Source organism: Streptomyces sp. NPDC006326 (assembly GCF_040612915.1).
In the GTDB taxonomy this organism is placed as follows: domain Bacteria; phylum Actinomycetota; class Actinomycetes; order Streptomycetales; family Streptomycetaceae; genus Streptomyces.
Genome location: NZ_JBEXRC010000020.1, coordinates 19879 through 36926, shown reverse-complemented (window position 1 = coordinate 36926; position 17048 = coordinate 19879). Strand labels below are relative to the sequence as shown.

The window sequence follows — 17048 nt, the reverse complement described above, 5'->3', positions numbered from 1 at the left end:
GCTACCGGCGAGTAATCAGCGGAGGAAGGGATCCACGGCCACCGCGACGAAGAGGAGCGACACATAGGTGATCGACCAGTGGAACAGCCGCATCTCCTTGAGCTTCGCCCCCGTCACGCCCGCCTTGGCCCGTGCGTGCAGCGCGTGCGCCTCCCACAGCCACCAGCCGCCCGCGACCAGCGCCACCGACGTGTAGAACCAGCCGGTGTACCCCAGCGGGGTGAGCAGCAGCGAGACCGCGACCATCACCCAGCTGTAGAGCACGATCTGACGCGCCACGGCCTTGTTGCCCGCCACCACCGGCAGCATGGGCACGCCGACACGCGCGTAGTCGTCCTTCACCTTCATGGACAGCGGCCAGTAGTGCGGCGGCGTCCAGAAGAAGATGACGAGGAAGAGGACGACCGCCGCCCAGGAGACCTCGTTCTTGACCGAGGACCAGCCGATGAGCACCGGCATGCAGCCCGCGATGCCGCCCCAGACGATGTTCTGCGCGGTGCGCCGCTTCAGCAGCATCGTGTAGATGACGACGTAGAAGAGGAGCGCGCCGAGCGAGAGCGCCGCGGACAGCCAGTTCACCAGCAGACCGAAGAACAGGGTCGAGACGACCCCGAGGGTGATGCCGAAGACCAGGCACTCGCGCGGGCTGACCATGCCGGTCACCAGCGGCCGCTGGGCCGTACGGTCCATCAGCGCGTCGATGTCGCGGTCGATGTACATGTTCAGCGCGTTGGCGCCGCCCGCGGACAGGTAGCCGCCGAAACAGGTCGCGAGGACCAGCCACAGCGAGGGCACGCCCCGCTGGGCGAGGAACATGACCGGCACTGTGGTGATCAGCAGAAGTTCGATGATCCGCGGCTTGGTCAATGCCACGAAAGCCATGGCCCGGGCCCCGAACGGCCGATGACCGGGAGGGGTCCCGAGCACCCCCGCTGGACGGGATTCGACGGCCGTCACGCACACCCCTGAGAGAGAATCCAGCAAGCTCCGACCCGGGCTCTCCCTAGGAAGCACCGGTAAAGGCTTGCGCGTACCACGCCACTCTAGACGTTGCACTTACGTCGCCCTGCGCGGGGGTCGTCCCGTGTTGGTCCGATCGGCGCCGCGACGTTGTGACGGACTGCGGGCACTCGAATAGCTGCATGCCGTCACGGGGGTAGGCTCGGAATCGCGCCGGTGCACCGTTCGTCACCGGGAACAGACATGTGGAGAGGAGCCCTGACCCACGGTGAGCACCAAGCCGACGACCACAGAGCTCGAATGGACCGAACTGGACCAGCGGGCCGTCGACACCGCCCGCATCCTGGCCGCCGACGCGGTCCAGAAGGTCGGTAACGGCCACCCCGGTACGGCGATGAGCCTGGCCCCCGCCGCGTACACCCTTTTCCAGAAGGTCATGCGGCACGACCCGGCCGACCCCGAGTGGGTCGGCCGCGACCGTTTCGTGCTTTCCGCGGGTCACTCGTCCCTGACTCTCTACACGCAGCTCTACCTGGCCGGCTTCGGCCTGGAGCTGGACGACCTCAAGGCGTTCCGCACCTGGGGCTCCAAGACCCCCGGCCACCCGGAGTACGGCCACACGGCCGGCGTCGAGACCACCACCGGCCCGCTGGGCCAGGGCGTCGCCAACGCGGTGGGCATGGCCATGGCCGCCCGCTACGAGCGCGGCCTGTTCGACCCGGAGGCCGCCCCGGGCACCTCCCCGTTCGACCACATGGTCTACGCGATCGCCGGTGACGGCTGCCTCCAGGAGGGCATCTCCGCCGAGGCCTCCTCCCTCGCGGGCCACCAGAAGCTCGGCAACCTCGTCCTGCTGTGGGACGACAACCACATCTCCATCGAGGGCGACACCGAGACGGCCGTCTCCGAGGACACCCTCAAGCGTTACGAGGCGTACGGCTGGCACGTCCAGCGCGTGGCCCAGCAGGAGAACGGCGACCTCGACCCGAAGGCGCTGTACGAGGCCCTCCAGGCCGCCAAGGCCGAGACCGGACGCCCGTCGTTCATCGCGATGCGCTCGATCATCGCCTGGCCGGCCCCGCACGCCCAGGGCACCGAGGCCGCGCACGGCTCCGCTCTCGGCGACGACGAGGTGGCCGCCACCAAGCGCGTCCTCGGCTTCGACCCGGAGCAGACCTTCGAGGTCGCCGACGAGGTCATCGCCCACACCCGCAAGGCCCAGGACCGCGGCCGCGACGCCAAGGCCGCCTGGGAGAAGGACTTCTCGGCCTGGCGCACCGCCAACCCGGAGCGCGCCGCCGAGTTCGACCGGATCAACGCCAACGAGCTGCCCGCGGGCTGGGAGGACAAGCTCCCCGTCTTCGAGCCGGGCAAGGGCATCGCCACCCGCGCGGCCTCCGGCAAGGTGCTTGAGGCGCTCGGCGGGATCATCCCGGAGCTGTGGGGCGGCTCGGCCGACCTCGCCGGCTCCAACAACACCACCATCGACAAGACCTCCTCCTTCCTGCCGAAGGGCAACCCGCTGCCGGAGGCCGACCCGTACGGCCGCACCATCCACTTCGGCATCCGCGAGCACGCGATGGCCGCGTCGATGAACGGCATCGCGCTGCACGGCCACACCCGCATCTACGGCGGCACCTTCCTGGTGTTCTCCGACTACATGCGCAACGCCGTCCGCCTGTCCGCCCTGATGCACCTGCCGGTGACGTACGTGTGGACGCACGACTCCATCGGTCTGGGCGAGGACGGCCCGACCCACCAGCCCGTGGAGCACCTCGCCTCGCTGCGCGCCATCCCGGGCCTGAACGTGGTCCGCCCGGCCGACGCGAACGAGACGGCCATCGCCTGGCGCGAGATCCTGCGCCGCCACACCAAGGTGTTCGGCAAGGGCGCCCCGCACGGTCTGGCGCTGACCCGCCAGGGCGTGCCGACCTACGAGCCCAACGAGGACGCCGCCAAGGGCGGGTACGTCCTCTTCGAGGCCGAGGGCGGGCAGCCCGAGGTCCTCCTCATCGGCACCGGCTCCGAGGTGCACGTGGCCGTCGAGGCCCGCGAGCAGCTCCAGGCCGCGGGCATCCCCACCCGCGTGGTCTCGATGCCGTCCGTCGAGTGGTTCGAGGAGCAGGACCAGGACTACAAGGACAGCGTCCTGCCGCCGTCGGTGAAGGCGCGCGTCGCGGTCGAGGCGGGCATCGGCCTGACCTGGCACCGCTACGTGGGCGACGCGGGCCGGATCGTGTCGCTGGAGCACTTCGGCGCCTCGGCCGACGCCAAGGTGCTGTTCCGCGAGTTCGGCTTCACCCCCGAGGCCGTTGCCGCCGCCGCCAGGGAATCGATCGCCGCCGCCGCGCGCTGACGCCGGCACCAGAGTAGGAGTTGTAATCCCATGACAGACGCACTCAAGCGCCTCTCCGACGAGGGCGTGGCGATCTGGCTGGACGACCTGTCCCGCAAGCGCATCACGTCCGGCAACCTGGCCGAGCTCATCGACCAGTCGCACGTGGTCGGCGTGACCACCAACCCGTCGATCTTCCAGAAGGCGATCAGCAGCGGTGACGGCTACGAGCAGCAGCTCGCGGACCTCGCCGCCCGCAAGGTCACCGTCGAGGAGGCCATCAGGATGATCACGACGGCGGACGTCCGCGACGCCGCCGACATCCTGCGCCCGGTCTTCGACGCCACCGACGGCCAGGACGGCCGGGTCTCGATCGAGGTCGACCCGCGCCTGGCCCACAACACCCGGGCCACCGTCGCCGAGGCCAAGCAGCTGGCCTGGCTGGTGGACCGCCCGAACACCCTCATCAAGATCCCGGCGACCCGGGCCGGCCTGCCGGCGATCACCGAGGTGATCGGGCGGGGCATCAGCGTCAACGTCACGCTGATCTTCTCGCTGGAGCGCTACCGCGAGGTCATGGACGCGTACCTGGCGGGTCTGGAGAAGGCGAAGGCCGCCGGCCTGGACCTGTCCCTGATCCACTCGGTCGCCTCCTTCTTCGTGTCCCGCGTGGACACCGAGATCGACAAGCGCCTGGACTCCGTCGGCACGGACGAGGCGAAGGCCCTGAAGGGCAAGGCGGCCCTCGCCAACGCCCGTCTGGCCTACGAGGCCTACGAGGAGGTCTTCTCCTCCGACCGGTGGAACGCCCTGGAGCGGGTAGGCGCCAACAAGCAGCGTCCGCTGTGGGCCTCGACGGGCGTCAAGGACCCCGCGTACAAGGACACCCTGTACGTGGACGACCTGGTCGCCCCGAACACGGTGAACACCATGCCGGAGGCCACCCTGGAGGCCGCCGCCGACCACGGTGAGATCACGGGCGACACCGTGCGCGCCACGTACGCGCAGTCGCGCGCCGAGCTCGACGCGGTCGCGAAGCTGGGCATCTCGTACGACGATGTGGTGCAGCTGCTTGAGGACGAGGGCGTCGAGAAGTTCGAGGCGTCCTGGAACGACCTGCTGAAGTCGACCGAGGCGGAGCTTGAGCGCCTCGCCCCCACGGAGGCCTGAGCACTTTGTCTGTAAACGGAGCGAACCCGCTTCGTGACGCACAGGACCGGCGGCTCCCGCGCATCGCGGGGCCGTCCGGCCTGGTCATTTTCGGCGTTACGGGTGACCTGTCGCGCAAGAAGCTGATGCCTGCCGTCTACGACCTGGCCAACAGAGGGCTGCTCCCGCCGGGCTTCTCGCTGATCGGCTTCGCCCGCCGCGAGTGGGAGCACGAGGACTTCGCCCAGGAGGTGTACGAGGCCGTCAAGCAGCACTCGCGCACGCCGTTCCGGGAAGAGGTCTGGCAGCAGCTGGTGCAGGGCTGCCGGTTCGTGCAGGGCGACTTCGACGACGACCAGGCGTTCGAGACGCTGAAGGCGACGATCGAGGAGCTCGACAAGCAGCAGGGCACGGGCGGCAACTTCGCCTTCTACCTGTCGGTGCCGCCGAAGTTCTTCCCCAAGGTGGTCCAGCAGCTCAAGGACCACGGCCTGGCCCAGAAGGCGGGCTCCTGGCGGCGCGCGGTCATCGAGAAGCCCTTCGGGCACGACCTGAAGAGCGCCGAGGAGCTCAACAAGGTCGTCCACGAGGTCTTCCCGCGGGACGAGGTCTTCCGGATCGACCACTACCTCGGCAAGGAGACGGTCCAGAACATCCTGGCGCTCCGCTTCGCCAACACGATGTTCGAGCCGATCTGGAACCGGTCGTACGTCGACCACGTGCAGATCACCATGGCGGAGGACATCGGCATCGGCGGCCGGGCCGGCTACTACGACGGCATCGGCGCGGCCCGTGACGTCATCCAGAACCACCTGCTCCAGCTGCTCGCGCTGACCGCGATGGAGGAGCCGGGCACCTTCCACCCGAAGGCGCTGGTGGCGGAGAAGCTCAAGGTCCTCACGGCCGTCGAGCTCCCGGAGGACCTGGGCAAGCACACGGTGCGGGGCCAGTACTCGGCGGCGTGGCAGGGCGGCGAGAAGGTCGTGGGGTACCTCGAAGAGGACGGCATCGACCCCAAGTCGAAGACCGACACCTACGCGGCCATCCGCCTGGAGATCAACAACCGCCGCTGGGCGGGCGTCCCGTTCTACCTGCGGACCGGCAAGCGCCTGGGCCGCCGCGTGACCGAGATCGCCGTCGTCTTCAAGCGGGCCCCGTACCTGCCGTTCGAGTCGGGCGCGACCGAGGAGCTGGGGCAGAACGCCCTGGTCATCCGGGTCCAGCCGGACGAGGGCGTGACGGTGCGCTTCGGTTCCAAGGTTCCGGGCACCTCCATGGAGGTCCGGGACGTCACGATGGACTTCGCCTACGGCGAGTCCTTCACGGAGTCCAGCCCCGAGGCGTACGAGCGTCTGATCCTCGACGTCCTGCTCGGTGACGCGAACCTCTTCCCGCGCCACCAGGAGGTCGAGCTGTCCTGGAACATCCTCGACCCGATCGAGGAGTACTGGGACAAGCACGGCAAGCCCGCGCAGTACCCGGCGGGCACCTGGGGGCCGGTCGAGGCGGACGAGATGCTCGCACGAGACGGACGGAGCTGGCGCCGGCCATGAAGATCGACCTCACGGAGACCAACTCCAGCAAGATCAACGCCGCGTTGGTGCAGGCGCGCCGGGACATCGGCACGCCGGCCATCGGCATGGTCCTCACGCTGGTGATCGTGACCGACGAGGAGAACGCGTACGACGCGCTCAAGTCGGCGAACGACGCGTCCCACGAGCACCCCTCGCGGATCCTCGTCGTCATCAAGCGGGTCAGCCGCTCGCCGCGCAGCCGCCGTGACGCCCGTCTCGACGCGGAAGTCCGCGTCGGGGCGGACGCCGGCAGTGGCGAGACGGTCGTACTGCGCCTGCACGGCGAGCTGGTCGACCACGCCCAGTCGGTGGTCCTCCCCCTGCTCCTGCCGGACGCCCCGGTGGTGGTGTGGTGGCCGGAGGGTGCTCCGACGGACCTGGCGGGCGATCCGCTGGGTGCCCTGGGGCAGCGCCGGATCACGGACACGTACTCCTGCGAGGATCCGGTCGAGGCGCTCGCCGGGCGTGCCGCGTCGTACGCACCCGGGGACACGGACCTGTCCTGGACCCGGATCACCCCGTGGCGTTCGATGCTGGCGGCGGCGCTGGACCAGCAGAACGTGACGGTCGTGTCGGCCCACGTCGAGGGCGAGGACGACAACCCGAGCTGCGAGCTGCTGGCCATGTGGCTCGGGGACCGCCTGGAGGTCCCCGTCAAGCGGACCGTCTCCGCGGGCCCCGGGCTGACGTCGGTCCGGCTGACGACCAAGGAGGGCGAGATCCTCCTGGGCCGTGCGGACGGCTCGCTGGCCACGCTGTGCATGCCGGGGCAGCCCGACCGGGCGGTGGCGCTGAAACGCCGCGACACGGCGGAGCTGCTCGCGGAGGAGCTGCGGCGGCTGGACCCGGACAACACCTACGAGTCCGCGCTGAAGTTCGGCGTGGCGACGCTGGAGGCGGAGCAGCCGTCCGCGGCGGCGGCCCCGGCCGAGACCCCGGCGGCGCAGTCGCAGCCGGCTGCCAAGCCGGCCGCGAAGCCCGCGGCCAAGGCGGCTGCGAAGAAGGCTCCGGCCAAGCAGTGACGTACGACGGCCGCCGGCCGGGTCCTGCCCCTCCGGGGGCACGGGCCGGGCCGGCGGCCGAGCCATTTCCCGACCGAGAAGTCGCGACCAAGAAGGCGGCAAGAACATGGGTATGACGACTCCCCAGGTCGTCGTCCACCGGGACAAGGAGCTGATGGCCCAGGCCGCGGCGGCCCGGCTCATCACGAAGATCGTGGACGCGCAGGCGGCCCGCGGCAGCGCTTCGGTGGTCCTGACGGGCGGCCGCAACGGCAACGGCCTGCTCACGGCGCTGGCCGCCGCCCCGGCCCGGGACGCCGTCGACTGGGCCCGGCTGGACCTGTGGTGGGGCGACGAGCGGTACGTCCCGGCGGACGACCCCGAGCGCAACCACACCCAGGCCCGTGAGGCCCTGCTGGACGCCGTCCCGGTGGACCCGGCCCGGGTCCACGTCATGCCGGCCTCGGACGGCCCGTACGGGGACGACGTGGACGCCGCGGCGGCCGCCTATGCGGCGGAGTTGCGCCGGGCGGCGGGCCCCGAGGACCACGGGCCGGTGCCGCGCTTCGACGTGCTGATGCTGGGCGTCGGCCCGGACACGCACGTGGCGTCGCTGTTCCCGGAGCACCCCGCGGCGCGCGAGGCCGAGCGCACGGTGGTCGGCGTCCACGGCGCGCCGAAGCCGCCGCCCACCCGGGTCTCGCTGACGCTCCCGGCGATCCGGGCGGCCAGGGAGGTGTGGCTGCTGGCGGCCGGCGAGGACAAGGCGGGCGCGGTGGCGATCGCGCTCGGCGGGGCCGGCGAGCTCCAGGCCCCTGCGGCGGGCGCGTACGGGCGCTCCCGGACGCTGTGGCTCCTGGACCGCGCGGCCGCGGCGAAGCTCCCGCCGGGCATGTACCCGCCGGCCTCGGCCTGACCCCGTACGGCCGAAGGGCCCGCACCCCCCGGGTGCGGGCCCTTCGTTCCACCGCGGGCCGGTCAGGAGCGGCCGCGCAGCCTGCGGTAGGCGGAGACGAGGGCCTTCGTCGAGGCATCGAGGCCCGGTACGTCGGCGCCCTGCGACAGGGCCGGCTCCACTCGCTTGGCCAGCACCTTGCCGAGCTCCACGCCCCACTGGTCGAAGGAGTCGATGTTCCACACCGCGCCCTGTACGAACACCTTGTGCTCGTACAGCGCGATCAGCTGCCCCAGGACGGAGGGGCTCAGCTCCGTGGCGAGGATCGTGGTCGTCGGGTGGTTGCCGCGGAAGGTCTTGTGCGGGACCAGGGACTCCTCGACCCCTTCGGCCCGGACCTCGTCGGCCGTCTTGCCGAAGGCCAGTGCCTGCGTCTGGGCGAGGAAGTTGGCCATCAGCAGGTCGTGCTGGGCGGCCAGCCGCGGCTCCAGTTCCGCCACCGGCCGGGCGAAGCCGATGAAGTCCGCAGGGATGAGCTTGGTCCCCTGGTGGATCAACTGGTAGTACGCGTGCTGCCCGTTGGTGCCGGGCGTGCCCCACACGACCGGTCCCGTCTGCCAGTCCACCGGGTTGCCGTCGCGGTCGACGGACTTGCCGTTGGACTCCATGTCCAGCTGCTGGAGGTAGGCCGGGAACCGGGACAGGTAGTGGCTGTACGGGAGGACCGCGTGCGACTGGGCGTCGAAGAAGGCGCCGTACCAGATCCCGAGCAGGCCGAGCAGCAGCGGGGCGTTCTCCTGCGGGGGCGCCGTGCGGAAGTGCTCGTCCATCGTCCGGAAGCCGGCGAGCAGTTCACGGAAGGCGTCCGGGCCGATCGCGATCATCAGCGACAGGCCGATGGCCGAGTCGAAGGAGTAGCGCCCGCCGACCCAGTCCCAGAACTCGAACATGTTGGCCGGATCGATGCCGAAGGCGGTCACCTTCTCGGCGTTGGTCGACAGCGCCACGAAGTGCCGTGCGACGGCCGCTTGGTCGCCGCCCAGCCCGGAGAGCAGCCAGTCCCGCGCCGACTCGGCGTTGGTGATGGTCTCGATCGTGGTGAAGGTCTTGGACGCGATGATGAACAGCGTCTCTTCCGGGTCCAGGTCCCGTACGGCCTCGTGCAGGTCGGCGCCGTCCACGTTGGACACGAACCGCACCGTCAGGCCGCGGTCGGTGAAGGGGCGCAGCGCGTCGTAGGCCATGGCCGGGCCCAGGTCGGAGCCACCGATGCCGACGTTGACGACGTTGGTGATGCGCCGTCCGGTGAAGCCGGTCCACTGCCCGGAGCGGATCTGCTCGGAGAAGGCCGCCATCTTGTCGAGTACGGCGTGCACGCCGGGGACGACGTTCTCGCCGTCCACTTCGACGACGGCGTCCGCGGGTGCGCGCAGGGCCGTGTGCAGGACCGCGCGGTCCTCGGTGGTGTTGATCTTCTCGCCGCGGAACATGGCCTCCCGGAGCTCGGCCACGCCGGTGGCGGCGGCGAGTTCGCGCAGCAGTTCCAGCGTCTCGTCGGTCACGAGGTGCTTCGAGTAGTCGATGTGCAGGTCGCCGACCTGCAGGGTGTAGCCCGTACCCCGGTTCGGGTCGGCCTCGAACAGCTCGCGCAGATGCGTGTGTCCCAGCGCCTCCCGGTGCTTGCCGAGTGCCAGCCACTCGGGCGTCCGGTTGAGCCTCGTACGCCTGCCTGCATTCATCTCGGACATCAACCCGTTTCTTCCGTCCTGTCGTGCCCCGCCGATCACCAACTTAAAGGATCAGAAGCGGCGCAACACACGCGAAGGGCCCGCCCCGCTGGAGTGTTCTCCAGCGGGGCGGGCCCGTTCACCACATGTCTCAGATCTCGCCGCGCAGCTTGGCGAGCGCCTCGGCGAGGATCGCCTCGCCGTCGGCGTCCGTGCGCCGCTCGCGCACGTACGCCAGGTGCGTCTTGTACGGCTCGGTGCGGGGCGGCGCCGGGGGGTTGTCCCGGTCCTGGCCGGCCGGGAACCCGCAGCGCGGGCAGTCCCAGGTGTCCGGCACCTGCGCGTCGCTGGCGAAGCTCGGCTGCGTCTCGTGCCCGTTCGAGCACCAGAAGGAGATGCGCAGGCGGGGCGCGGACTCGCCGCGCTCGGCCTCACCCATCGGCCCCGCTCCGACCCGACTGCCACGGATCGCGTTGCCACTTGCCACGGTCGTAACTCCCTGCGTGATGGTGCCGCGAAGCGTGAGTGGATTCCGCCGCGGGCGCCCCAGTCTACGTAAGGCCCAACGGACGTCCATCACATGGAGTTACTCACTCCGGGCTGTGGACGCCGGTCTCATGATAGGCGGGGTGCGGCCGGCCGGGCTGCCGGATTGGCGAGAACCGTGGGCGGCCCTACTTCATCAGGACGCCGAGAGCCATGATGCATGCGAACCACAGCAGACCGACCACGACGGTGATGCGGTCCAGGTTGCGCTCAGCGACAGAGGAGCCGCCGACGGACGACTGCATGCCGCCGCCGAACATGTCGGAGAGGCCGCCGCCCTTGCCCTTGTGCATCAGCACGAGCAGCATCAGCAGGGCGCTGAAGACGATCAGGGCGATCGAGAACCCCATAATCACGGCTGATTCCTATCTGTCTGGCCTACTGGCTTTCCGGCATCCCGGTGTGCTGCCGGATGCGCGCGGGGGCCGGCGGCTGATGGTTCAGCCTCCCGGCCCCCGCAAGGGTACGACGGATCCGCCCTACCGCATACTCACTGCGACGATCACAGTGCCTACTGGTCGCGGAAGCGGACGATCTTGACGAATTCGTCCGCGTCCAGGGCCGCGCCGCCGACCAGGGCTCCGTCGACGTCGGGCTGGGCCATGATCGCCGCGATGTTGCCGGACTTCACCGAGCCGCCGTACTGGATGCGGACCTTGTCGGCCAGCTCCTGGGAGTACAGCTCGGCCAGGCGGCCGCGGATCGCCCCGCAGACCTCCTGGGCGTCCTCGGGCGTCGCGACCTCTCCGGTCCCGATCGCCCAGACCGGCTCGTACGCGATCACGATGGACTCGACCTGCTCGGCCGGGACGTCCTTGAGGCCGCCGTCGACCTGGTTCAGCGTGTGCGGGACCTGCTGCCCGGCCTTGCGGACGTCCAGGCCCTCGCCGACGCACAGGATCGGGGTGATGCCGTGCCGGTAGGCGGCCTTGACCTTGGCGTTGCAGAGCTCGTCGCTCTCGCCGTGGTACTGGCGGCGCTCGCTGTGGCCGACGGCCACGTACGTGCACTTCAGCTTGGCGAGCATGGAGCCGGAGATCTCGCCGGTGTAGGCACCGGAGTCATGCGCCGAGAGGTCCTGGGCGCCGTACTTGATCTTCAGCTTGTCGCCGTCGACCAGCGTCTGGACCGAGCGCAGGTCGACGAAGGGCGCCAGCACCGCCACCTCGACGGCGTCGTAGTCCTTGTCGGCGAGGGCGAAGGCGAGCTTCTGGACGTGTGCGATGGCCTCAAGGTGGTTGAGGTTCATCTTCCAGTTGCCCGCCATCAGCGGGGTACGCGTGCTCATCGAGGGTCAGACCTCCAGTGCGGCGAGGCCGGGGAGCGTCTTGCCCTCAAGGTATTCGAGGGAGGCGCCGCCACCGGTCGAGATGTGTCCGAAAGCGTTCTCGTCGAAGCCGAGCGTGCGCACGGCCGCGGCGGAGTCGCCGCCGCCGACCACGGTGAACGCGCTGCTGTCGACGAGGGCCTGCGCGATGGCGCGGGTGCCTCCGGCGTAGTCGGGGTGTTCGAAGACGCCTACGGGACCGTTCCAGAAGACGGTCTCGGCGTCGGCGATCTTCGAGGCGTACAGCTCACGGGTCTTGGGACCGATGTCCAGACCCTCCTTGTCGGCGGGGATCTTGTCCGCGTCGACGGTGGTGTACTCGGCCGGGGTCTTGCCCTTGAGGTCGGGGAAGTCCGCGGAGGCGAGGATGTCGATCGGCAGGACCAGCTCGACGCCGTTCTTCTCGGCGCGCTCCATGTACTCCGTGACGACCGGGATCTGGTCTTCCTGGAGGAGGGAGATGCCGACCTCGTGGCCCTTGGCCTTGAGGAAGGTGTAGGCCATGCCGCCGCCGATCAGGAGGCGGTCGGCCTTGCCGAGCAGCTCGTCGATGACGGCGAGCTTGTCGGAGACCTTGGCGCCGCCGAGGATGACCACGTAGGGACGCTTGACGTCGGCGGTCAGCTTCTTCAGGACGCCGACCTCGGTGGCGATGAGGTGACCGGCGGCGTGCGGCAGGCGCGCGGGCAGGTCGTAGACCGAGGCGTGCTTGCGGTGGACGGCGCCGAAGCCGTCGCCGACGTAGATGTCGGCGAGCTCGGCGAGCTGGTCCGCGAAGGCGCCGCGCTCGGCGTCGTCCTTGGAGGTCTCACCGGCGTTGAAGCGCAGGTTCTCGATGACGGCGACCTGGCCGTCGGCGAGCTTCGCGACGGTCTCCCGGGCGGAGGCGCCGACCGTGTCGGTGGCGAACGCGACCTCGGCGCCCAGCAGTTCGCCGAGCCGCTTGGCGGCGGGGGCGAGCGAGAAGGCCGGGTCCGGGGCGCCCTTGGGGCGGCCCAGGTGGGAGGCGACGACCACGCGGGCGCCGGCCTCGGCGAGCTTCGCGATGGTCGGCTGCACGGCGCGGATGCGGCCGTCGTCGGTGATGGTGTCGCCGGCGAGCGGCACGTTCAGGTCGGCGCGGACGAAGACCCGCTTGCCGGAGACGCCCTCGGCGAGGAGTTCGTCGATCGTCTTCATGTGTTTCTGACTCCTTAGGCGCCCATGTCGGGGCGAAGAACGACAGGCAAACTACAGGGTCCGGCCGGCGCGTCGTCGCGCCGCCCGGACCCTGAGCTTCACATCGTGGTTGCCGCTCCGGAAATCAGAGCTGGCCGCCGACGAAGACGGTGAGGTCGACGAGGCGGTTGGAGTAGCCCCACTCGTTGTCGTACCAGCCGACGACCTTGACCTGCTTGCCCTGCACCATCGTCAGGGAGGAGTCGAAGGTGCAGGAGGCCGGCCAGTTCACGATGTCGGAGGAGACGATCGCGTCCTCGGTGTAGTCGAGGATGCCCTTCAGCTGGCCCTCGGAGGCCTTCTGGAAGGCCGCGTTGATCTCGTCCTTGGTGACCTCGCGGTCGAGCTCCAGGACGAGGTCGGTGACCGAGCCGGTCGGGACCGGGACGCGCATGGCGATGCCGTCCAGCTTGCCCTTGAGCTGCGGCAGGACGAGCGCGGTGGCCTTCGCGGCACCGGTGGAGGTCGGGATGATGTTCTCGGCGGCGGCGCGGGCCCGGCGCAGGTCCGAGTGCGGGAAGTCCAGGATCCGCTGGTCGTTCGTGTAGGCGTGGACCGTCGTCATCATGCCCTTGACGATGCCGAAGTTCTCGTCGAGGACCTTGGCCATCGGCGCCACGCAGTTGGTGGTGCAGGAGGCGTTGGAGATGACGTGGTGGTTGGCGGCGTCGTACTTGTCCTGGTTGACGCCCATCACGATGGTGATGTCCTCGTCCTTGGCCGGAGCCGAGATGAGGACCTTCTTCGCGCCCGCGGCGATGTGCTTGGCGGCGTCGGCCTTCTTCGTGAAGATGCCGGTCGACTCGATGACGATGTCCGCGCCCAGCTCGCCCCAGGGCAGGTTCGCGGGGTCGCGCTCGGCGAACGTCTTGAAGGTGTTGCCGCCGACGGTGATGGTGTCGTCGGTGTGGGAGACCTCGGCCTTGAGGCGGCCCAGAATGGTGTCGTACTTGAGCAGGTGGACCAGGGTGGCGTTGTCAGTCAGGTCGTTGACACCGACGATCTCGATGTCCGCTCCCTGCTCCAGGAGCGCGCGGAAGTAGTTGCGGCCAATGCGGCCAAAACCGTTGATGCCTACGCGGATCGTCACGAACCGATCTCCTCGTTGGTGCGCCGGTCTGTCAGCCGGCGAGCTGTATGGGATGTCCCCGACCGCTTACGACCCTACCTCTCTGTGAGCTTTCCGGTGACATCGGCCGGGGCCTGACACTCCCCCTCCTGCAGGGGGGATTCGCACGGCGCCCCGTACCGCGGGCCTGGGTACGGGGCGCCGGGACTCCGAGCCGCGTCACTCAGAGTGAGCGACGCGGGCTCCGTCGATCACCGGTTCAGGGAACGCAGCGCTCTACCGACGAGTACCGCTCGATCCGCTGCCGTAGGCAGGTGTTCCAGGCCGAATCCGAGGAGCACCGTGTTACGCGTAGTGACCGAGGCGTAGGACTTGTACAGCTCCCCGGAACGGGCCCAGTCGCCGGGGACTTGGGGGCTTCCGGCCGGGGCCCCCTGCGCGGTCCAGGCCCCCAGCGAGGTCTCGAAGCCCTCCACGGCCTGGTCGGCGCCGCCGACGGAGACGCGCGCCTCGTCGGCGAAGACGCCGCGGCCGCCGGAGCCCGGGTCGGTGACGTACGAGAGCGACACCTCGACGCTCCTGCCCGCGTACGCGCTCAGGTCGAAGGAGACCTGCTTCCAGCCGCCGGAGGACCCGGTGAAGCTGTTCCAGGAGCCGCTGGTGCCCTGCGGGGTGCACCCGCCGGACGCCACGGTGAGGTAGTGGCGCAGGAACGGGTGGCCGTTCACGAAGAACCCGCCCTCGCACTCCTCGGGCACGGCGTTGCCGGTCAGTCCGCCCGCCTCGGGGAGGGTGGTCCAGTCCTCCCCGCCGACCGTGTGCGCCTCCAGGACGGCGTGGTCGTAGCCCGGCTCGGTGTTCCAGTTCAGGGCCATCTTGAGCTGGGGCCGGTCGGCCGCGGCGACCCCGGTCAGGTCGATGGTGCGGGTCAGCCGCTTCCAGTCGTTGTCCTCGTGGGTGGCCGCGGCCATCCCGGCGCCGGCGTAGGGGGCGTACGGGTTCACGACCCCGGCGTACTGGCCCGCCTGCGCGCTCTTGAACTGCGGGAACTGCGCGGGCGGCAGGGCCTCGGAGGTCACCGCGTAGGAGCCGGGGGCGTTCAGCGGGTTGCCGGCTGCGTCGGCGAGGGGGCCCTTGGCCCCGGCGAGGGTGCCCGTGCCGGTGAATCCGGTGGCGCCGCTGACCGTCGTACGGTCGTAGGCGCCGAGCCAGTACTGGCTGAAGTCGTCCGTGACGGCCCGCCCGACCTGGGCGTTGCCGCCCGCCAGCTCGCCGGCCTCGATCAGCTTGCCGCCCTCGTTCAGGAAGTCGCGCACCGCCAGCTGGGTCGGCCCGCCGGGGCTCTTGGCGCCGGTGTAGTGGACGGCCGTGCGGAAGTGGGAGAGCACGCCGAGGTGGTGCGGGGCGCCCTGTGCCGCCACGTCCCAGACCGTCGCGGACTTGCCGTTGGCGCGCAGCGCGTCGACGTACTCCTGCGCGTGCTGCGCCGTGGCGCCCTCCTCGGCGATCACCAGCACGTCGGCGGGCGGCCGCTGCGCGACCGTGTACGTGAAGTGCTCGCTGGTCGCCTTCCGCCCGGAGCGGTCGCGGCCGGTGAACCAGACCTCGACCTTGTCGCCGGGCTTCGCGCCGTCGACCGTGGCCCGGTACTCGTCGAACCAGTTGTTGTCGTCGCCGCCGTAGACCTGGCCGCCCTTCCACGGCTTCAGGCCGTCGTCGTGCGTGCGGCCGCCGTTGATCCGGAAGTTGAGCCGCTTGTCCTTCAGCGCCTTGCGGGCCGTGACGGAGACCGTCTGGTCCTCGCCCTTGGCCACGTAGGAGGTGGTGAAGGGGTCGAGGGTGAAGTCCGCGGCGCTCAGGCCGACGGAGGACTTCGGCTGGTCGGGGTGGGCGGCGGACTCGCCGACGGCCAGTGCGAAGGGGACGTTCTTGGCGAACTCGGCCTGGATCAGCTTCTCGTCGTCCGGGAAGTTGAAGCCGGACTGGCAGTCCTCGGGCTTCCACCGGTCGTCCGGGTCGCTCGCGGAGGCCGTCTGGCAGGTGGTCATCTCCGGCGTGAACATCATGATGCCGTTGACGTTGCCCGCGTGACCGTCGGCCTCGCCGTTGGTGGTGTAGAGCTCGGAGGACAGCTGCGGGTAGTAGCCGGGGACGGCCGGGTTCTCCGGGGTGCCGGCGAGCGCCTTGTAGGCCACGTCGTCGGGGGTCGGGGTGGCCACCTGCCAGCCCACTCCGTAGAGCAGCAGCTCGGACGCGGAGTGGTAGTTGATGGCGTACCGGAAGCCGATGCGCTTCTCGAACCGGTCGAGGGCGACGGTCTCGGGCTCGGAGGAGGCCTTCGGGCCGCGGTAGGTCTCGCTCGACGTGCTCGGCGAGGAGCCCTCGTTGTCGTAGCCCCACTTGTAGGCGAAGTTGCGGTTGAGGTCGACGCCGTCGCCCGCGGTGATCTTTCCGTCGCCGTTGTTGTCGCGCAGGTTCTTGCGCCAGAGCCGGTTGCCGTCGGGGGCGTGGGTGTAGTCGTACCCGTCGGGGTTGGCGGACAGCAGGAACCACAGCTCGGTGGAGTCCACCAGCTTGGTGATCCGCTGGTCCTTGCCGTAGTTGTCGAGGGTGTGGTGCATCAGCCGCCGGGTCATCTCGGGGGTGATCCACTCACGGGCGTGCTGGTTGGACATGTACAGCACGGACGGTTTGTCGCCGTCCCTGGTCGTCCGGGCGTTCTTGGTGACCTTGAGGGCCAGGATGTCCTTGCCCTGGACGGTCTTGCCGATGGAGACGACCTTGGTGAGGGCGGGGTTGGCCTGCGCGGTCTTCAGGATCTCCTCCTGGAGTCCGCCCTTGCCGCCGTACGGGCGGAAGACCCCGTCGCCGGCGGCCCTGGAGCGCTCCGCCGCCTTGGCGGGGACCTTGTGCTCGGCGAGCTTCACGCCCTTCGCGGCGAGCTCCTTCGCCTGGGCGCCGGTGAGGAAGAGCTCGACCTGGGCGGTGCCGGTCTGCGGGGCGCGTTCGGCGAGCTCGTGGGCGTCCTGGCCGGCCGCGAGGACCAGCGGGACCTGCTCCCGGGTGAGGCCGGCGTCGTAGACGCGGACCTCGTCGGCGCCGGAGGCCGCGTCTGCCGCGGGCCGGGCGTGCGCGGCCACCGGTAAGGCGGCCAGTGTGGTTCCGAGGACTAGTGTGCCGGCGGCGAGGATCGATCTCGCGCGGTGCCTCATGTGCCCCCCTGGGCGTCGTGTGCCACGAAAGCGTT

Annotated in this window: 13 protein-coding genes; 5 read left to right on the top strand and 8 right to left on the bottom strand. The window is 70.1% G+C overall.

What is annotated here, in order from left to right; genetic code table 11:
• Positions 1–15 precede the first annotated feature (15 nt).
• Positions 16–963, bottom strand: coding sequence for a heme o synthase (locus ABZ128_RS17440; protein ID WP_356849248.1), 948 nt, complete (start codon positions 961–963; stop codon positions 16–18).
• A 265-nt stretch (positions 964–1228) separates the two neighbouring features.
• Here ABZ128_RS17440 and tkt point away from each other — a divergent pair, with 265 nt between their 5' ends.
• The 5 genes from tkt to pgl all read left to right on the top strand — a co-directional run bounded on the left by tkt (position 1229) and on the right by pgl (position 7935).
• Entirely contained in the window at positions 1229–3316 is a 2088-nt protein-coding gene (tkt, locus tag ABZ128_RS17435) for a transketolase (protein ID WP_356849247.1), read from the top strand.
• A 30-nt stretch (positions 3317–3346) separates the two neighbouring features.
• Positions 3347–4465 carry a transaldolase gene (tal, locus tag ABZ128_RS17430; protein WP_356849245.1) on the top strand — a complete coding sequence of 373 codons (1119 nt, stop codon included), beginning with the start codon at positions 3347–3349 and terminating at the stop codon, positions 4463–4465.
• A 5-nt stretch (positions 4466–4470) separates the two neighbouring features.
• Positions 4471–5997, top strand: a complete 1527-nt coding sequence (gene zwf, locus ABZ128_RS17425; protein WP_356849243.1) for a glucose-6-phosphate dehydrogenase — start codon at positions 4471–4473, stop codon at positions 5995–5997.
• On the top strand, positions 5994–7040 hold the full coding sequence (opcA, locus tag ABZ128_RS17420) for a glucose-6-phosphate dehydrogenase assembly protein OpcA (RefSeq protein WP_356849242.1): 1047 nt from the start codon (positions 5994–5996) through the stop codon (positions 7038–7040). The genes zwf and opcA overlap by 4 nt, the downstream gene beginning before the upstream one ends.
• Positions 7041–7152: 112 nt before the next feature.
• Positions 7153–7935 carry a 6-phosphogluconolactonase gene (gene pgl / locus ABZ128_RS17415; protein ID WP_356849240.1) on the top strand — a complete coding sequence of 261 codons (783 nt, stop codon included), beginning with the start codon at positions 7153–7155 and terminating at the stop codon, positions 7933–7935.
• 62 nt (positions 7936–7997) lie between these two features.
• Here the strand turns inward: pgl and pgi are convergent, their stop codons facing one another.
• The 7 genes from pgi to ABZ128_RS17380 all read right to left on the bottom strand — a co-directional run bounded on the left by pgi (position 7998) and on the right by ABZ128_RS17380 (position 17013).
• Positions 7998–9653, bottom strand: coding sequence for a glucose-6-phosphate isomerase (gene pgi, locus ABZ128_RS17410; protein WP_356849360.1), 1656 nt, complete (start codon positions 9651–9653; stop codon positions 7998–8000).
• Between the two features lie 139 nt (positions 9654–9792).
• Positions 9793–10128, bottom strand: a complete 336-nt coding sequence (locus ABZ128_RS17405; protein ID WP_007263454.1) for an RNA polymerase-binding protein RbpA — start codon at positions 10126–10128, stop codon at positions 9793–9795.
• Between the two features lie 187 nt (positions 10129–10315).
• Positions 10316–10537 (bottom strand): preprotein translocase subunit SecG, encoded by a 222-nt coding sequence (gene secG / locus ABZ128_RS17400; protein WP_356849359.1) that lies wholly within the window; start codon positions 10535–10537, stop codon positions 10316–10318.
• A gap of 161 nt (positions 10538–10698) precedes the next feature.
• A complete protein-coding gene (tpiA, locus tag ABZ128_RS17395; RefSeq protein ID WP_356849239.1) occupies positions 10699–11475 on the bottom strand; it encodes a triose-phosphate isomerase in 777 nt (258 codons plus the stop codon).
• 6 nt (positions 11476–11481) lie between these two features.
• Positions 11482–12693, bottom strand: coding sequence for a phosphoglycerate kinase (locus tag ABZ128_RS17390; RefSeq protein ID WP_356849237.1), 1212 nt, complete (start codon positions 12691–12693; stop codon positions 11482–11484).
• A 124-nt stretch (positions 12694–12817) separates the two neighbouring features.
• Complete coding sequence (gene gap / locus ABZ128_RS17385; RefSeq protein WP_030659979.1) at positions 12818–13822, bottom strand: type I glyceraldehyde-3-phosphate dehydrogenase; 1005 nt, start codon at positions 13820–13822, stop codon at positions 12818–12820.
• Between the two features lie 230 nt (positions 13823–14052).
• Positions 14053–17013, bottom strand: coding sequence for a M14 family zinc carboxypeptidase (locus ABZ128_RS17380; RefSeq protein ID WP_356849236.1), 2961 nt, complete (start codon positions 17011–17013; stop codon positions 14053–14055).
• Between the last annotated feature and the right edge of the window lie 35 nt (positions 17014–17048).